This window comes from Candidatus Limnocylindria bacterium, from assembly GCA_036523395.1.
GTDB lineage: Bacteria > Chloroflexota > Limnocylindria > P2-11E > P2-11E > CF-39.
The window spans coordinates 1-1,840 of record DATDEH010000107.1 but is presented as its reverse complement, the minus strand read 5'-3'; the positions used below and the strand labels follow the sequence as shown (position 1 = coordinate 1,840).

Sequence of the window (1,840 nt, the reverse complement as noted above, 5' to 3'; positions counted from 1 at the left end):
CATCGTCCGCAAGGTGATGCTGCTCCGGATACTGGGCGCACGCGGTGTTTTCGCCCAGGGGCTGCTGGCGCGTGAAGCCGAGCCGCAAGGCGACAGCGACTGGTGGTGGGGAAGTTACGAGTTCGAGTTCGGCGGACGACGCTACGAGCATCAGGTCGGGTCGTTCATGTTTTCGCCGCGTTCAAGTCACGGCACGGTGGTCGGCATCCTGTTCGACCCGGTCGATCCCAGCCGCGCTGTCGTGCGCGGTCGGTTCGACCAAGCGTCTTAGGCTGGGCCGGGGTTTCCGCGATGGTCCTCGCTGATGTCCACCGCGCGTTCACAGGACAGGCGGAACGGCCCGAGGCTCGACCCGCTCGCGAGCGCGTCACCGATCCTTCTGGGACGCGGTCAGCTCGTTGGCCTGTTACCGAGTCGCCTGGGATGGTGCGCTAATAGAATCGACCTCGTGTCCGATGAGGACAGCAAGAAGGGGCCGCCCTGCGAGAACTGCGGGTCGCCACGGCGCGAGGACGGGCTGGCCTTCTGCGCGAAATGTGGACTCCCTTATCCCAACTGGGTCGATTCCTCCACCACTCTTCGTCCGCCTCCCTCATTCACGCACCCGTGGTTTGTCTTCGTTGCGCTCGGCATCCTTGTGGGCGCAGCGGCCGCGCTCGTGGCGAAGGACGTGACCGTCTCCCTCCTCTCCTTTACGAGCCACGAGCGGCCTTTGGCAATGGCGTTCTGGATCGGCCTATGGTCCGTGTACTGGCTACCGACGATCGTGGCGGTGTTCCGCCGACGGATGCCGGTCTGGCCGGTGGCTCTCATCAATCTCCTCCTCGGCCTCTCGATCGGAGGCTGGTTCATCGCGTTGTGGCTGGCAGGTCGCGGCCGGATCTATGGGGACTTTGGCAAGGCTTCTCTCCGCACGCCTTGAGAAATGCAGATCCACGGCCCTCGCAGCGCTGAGTCGAGCGCGTGGGCTCACCGCGTCTATTGGCGCGCTTGGACTCATCACCTTGGCGCTCGTCTACACGATGGTGGCGAAGACGACGCTCTTCTAGCGCCCGCGGTGCTCCTCGCTCATATCGATGTTCAGTAGCGTGGCCAGCGCATGGGCCGGTTCTGGACCAACGATCTGAAGAACGGCGCCCTCCACAGCGCGCTCACAGGACAGGCGAAACGCCCCAAGGCTCGACCTGCTCGCGAGGGCGTTACTGATGAAGCAGTCGTGCAGCGCATCCACCACTGCGGTTCGCACGCGTGCGGTCGCGCCGGGCGATAGCTTCCGAGCCTTGGCGAACGGCGGAACGATGCGGTCGGCGATCACTCCGGCTTCAACTCGCGATAGATCTCCGACCGAAGTTGTGTCGTACCAGACGGTTATCGCTTCAACCTCAGCGGCGCTCGCACGCTCGGCGCCATAGCCGAGCTCGTTCAGCGCTGAGATCGCTACCCCAAGAGCACGTTCGCTGCGCATCGATAGCTTGAGCAGATCGCCACTGAAGTCGACCCGAGCGTGGTGCTTCAGGCCAGTCCGTGAAGGCGGAGCGTGAGCTCAGCCAAAGGACCTCATGCGCGGACCAGCAGCTTCGGAGTCACTTTCTTGGGCTCGCGCGTCGCGCCGGCCGTGAGCAGGTGGCCGAGCTTCGCGATACGAGCCGCGGTCTTCGGGTCGAGCCGGTAATAGATCCACGTTCCGCGGCGCTCGCAGGTCACGACGCCTGCCTCGCGGAGCACCTTGAGGTGATGCGAGACCGTCGGCTGGCTCACGCCGCAGCAGTCCGTGAAGTCGCAGGCGCAGACCTCGCCGTCCGACGCCAGCTGCTGGACGATGGCCAGGCGCGTCGGCTCC

At 65.0% G+C, this 1,840-nt stretch carries 4 protein-coding genes; 2 read left to right on the top strand and 2 right to left on the bottom strand.

Annotated elements, in window-relative coordinates; all coding sequences use genetic code 11:
* Positions 1-271 (top strand): hypothetical protein (locus tag VI056_13515; protein HEY6204044.1); only part of this gene is annotated, 271 nt, incomplete at its 5' end.
* A 177-nt stretch (positions 272-448) separates the two neighbouring features.
* Positions 449-922, top strand: coding sequence for a superinfection immunity protein (locus tag VI056_13510; GenBank protein HEY6204043.1), 474 nt, complete (start codon positions 449-451; stop codon positions 920-922).
* A gap of 123 nt (positions 923-1,045) precedes the next feature.
* Here the strand turns inward: VI056_13510 and VI056_13505 are convergent, their stop codons facing one another.
* Positions 1,046-1,465, bottom strand: coding sequence for a hypothetical protein (locus VI056_13505; protein ID HEY6204042.1), 420 nt, complete (start codon positions 1,463-1,465; stop codon positions 1,046-1,048).
* A 92-nt stretch (positions 1,466-1,557) separates the two neighbouring features.
* Positions 1,558-1,840: metalloregulator ArsR/SmtB family transcription factor (locus VI056_13500; protein ID HEY6204041.1), on the bottom strand; the 283-nt coding region annotated here is incomplete at its 5' end.

What these genes read in the sequence shown, in the direction of transcription:
- VI056_13505 (HEY6204042.1), bottom strand. Translation starts at nt 1,465, where the DNA reads ATGCGCAGCGAACGTGCTCTTGGGGTAGCGATCTCAGCGCTGAACGAG.